This is a genomic window from Agromyces sp. P1_H4, from assembly GCF_056405255.1.
The window spans coordinates 1-2,311 of sequence record NZ_JBFUCL010000456.1; the positions used below are offsets into that span (position 1 = coordinate 1).

A 2,311-nucleotide genomic window follows, 5' to 3' on the forward strand; every position below is an offset into this window, starting at 1 on the left:
CCACGGCGTCGCGGAGGCGCAGCAGTGCCGCCTGCAGGTCGGGATCGGCAGCGAACGCCTCCCGTCGCCCGATCCGCGCGGCGAACGCGCGGGCGGTCTCGGCGTCGCCGCCGCCCGCGCCGAGGTCGAGGGCCGTGGCCACGAGCTCGTCCCACGCGGCATCCGCGGGTCGCTCGCCTCGCCGGATGCGGCCGCGCCGGGTCATCCGCTGGCTCAGCCGGAATGCGGCCGGCGTGAGCAGGAGGACGAGTACCACGAGCGCCAACGCGCCGCCTCGGAGCCACCACTCGCCCGCCGAGGCGAGGGCGCCGCCGGCCGGACCCGCGAGTCCGCGATCGGGATCGAGGTCGGATCGGTCGCCCGCCCCGGGCGTGGAGGTCGCCGCGTTCGGCAGGTTGGGGCCGCGCTCCTCCCCTGCGCCCGGACGCGAGTAGTCGGGCACCAGGCCGCGGCCCGGCGTCGGCTCGAACGGCACCCAGCCGATGCCGTCGAAGTAGAGCTCGGGCCACGAGTGCAGGTCGTGGGAGTCGACCTCGACGCGCTGCACGCCCTCCACGCGCTCCTCGGTCGGCGAGCCCTGCGTGTACCCGATCGAGATCCGGGCGGGGATGCCGACCTCGCGGGCGAGCACCGCCATCGTCGAGGCGAAGTGCACGCAGTAGCCCTCCTTCACCTCGAGGAACTTCGCGATCACGTCGAAGCCGCCGCCGTCGAAGCCCTCCTCGACTGGAGCGTCCGTGGAGTAGTCGAAGTCGACGCCGCGCAGGTACGCCTGGATCGCGACGGCGGCATCGTACTTCGAGGCGCTTTCGGCAGTGACGGATGCCGCGGTGTCGGTGATGATCGCCGGCATCTCCTCGGGCAGCGCCAGGTAGGGCGCGAGGTTCTCCGGCACGTCGGGGTCGGCCTCCCGCAGCTGCTTCGGGGTGGGCGCCACGTCGAGGCGCGTGACCCGGTAGCGCTGCCCGTCGGTGTCGGCGTCGACGCTCCGCACCGTGAGGGAGTCGTCCTCCCAGAACCACGACCCCGCCAGGCCCTCGATGCTCGAGGTGGGATACGGCACCGGCAGCCACGTGGTGCGCACGTCGTCGATGACGATGTCGATCGGATGCTCGGACGTCTCGATCGCGCGGGAGAGCCCGCGCGGGCGCGGCAGCGCGTCGACGGTGTTGTCGCCGTCGACCGCGCGCTCGGTCGCGCTCCACACCTCGCCCTCGAACCGGTCGAGGGTGAGCAGCGTGAAGTAGGGCCGGTCGCCATCGCGCGCCAGGTAGTGGAACGCGGGGCTCGCCTCGGGGCGACGGAGGTCGCGGCCGAGGTCGATGAACGGGCTGACGCCCCGGGCGAACAGGGTGCCCTGCGATGGCGAGCCGAGGAGCAGGCTCGTGGAGATGCTCGGCGTGGACGCCGCGAGCACCGATGCGGCGAGGAGTCCGACGGCGGCGAGCCCGAGCGAGGCGCCGAGCGTCGAGACGATGGGGACGCGCTTGGGCGCGATGACCGTGGCCACGTCGGTGCCCTCGTCCCCGGCGTCGAGCCGGGCCCTGCGACGCACTCGGACGTCGACGCGGAGGAGCAGGAGATAGGCCGCGGCCGTGAGCACGAGCGTGGGCAGCTCCGCTCCGGCCTCGATGATGAAGCCGGGGATGAGGATGGGCACCAGCGCCGGCACGGCGGCGAGCGCCGGCATCCGCAGCGTCTGCACCAGGACGTCCATGAAGATGGCCAGCACGCCGACGCCCAGCGCGAGCGCGAACGACAGCGCCGGCACGGTGATCGCCGGCACCGCCTGCTGCTCGATCGTGCGCTGCGCACCGCCGAGGAGCTCACCGAAGGTCTCGAACGTGCCCTGGGTGGGGATGAGCAACGCGAAGCTCGTCGAGCCGCCGAAGAGCAGCGTGAGCAGCAGCACGAGCACCCCGGCCTCGAGCACCGGCACGAGCGACGGCGGCGTGCGAAGCGCCCGGAGTCCGAAGCCTGAGAAGAGCGTGCCCGCGGCGACGAACGCGCACAGCCACCACCAGCCGCTGCCCGCGATGAGGGGCCCAAGGGCCATCGTGGCGATCACGAGCACGAGGAAGGAGGCCAGCGTCAGCGCGAGGCGCTGTGAGCGGGAGAGTGGAGCCGGCTCAGGTCGCATGGTCCACCGCACCGTCCGCTGCGCCATCCCGGTCGCCGAGGCCGTCGCGGGCGTCGAGCGCCGTCGCGGCCGACCCGTGGCCCCGGGCCGTGACCGCCACCCCGGCCCAGGCGTCGCCGATGTCGCCCGGCCTGCGCACCCGCACGATGCGCCAGTCGGCCTCCTCGAGCA

At 73.7% G+C, this 2,311-nt stretch carries 2 protein-coding genes; both read right to left on the reverse strand.

From position 1 onward, the window contains the following. Positions 1-2,140 (reverse strand): transglutaminase TgpA family protein (locus AC1DY2_RS18810; RefSeq protein ID WP_476763797.1); only part of this gene is annotated, 2,140 nt, incomplete at its 3' end. Then, positions 2,130-2,311, reverse strand: a 182-nt coding sequence (locus AC1DY2_RS18815) for a hypothetical protein (RefSeq protein WP_476763798.1), incomplete at its 5' end; no start/stop codon positions are given. The genes AC1DY2_RS18815 and AC1DY2_RS18810, both read right to left, overlap by 11 nt.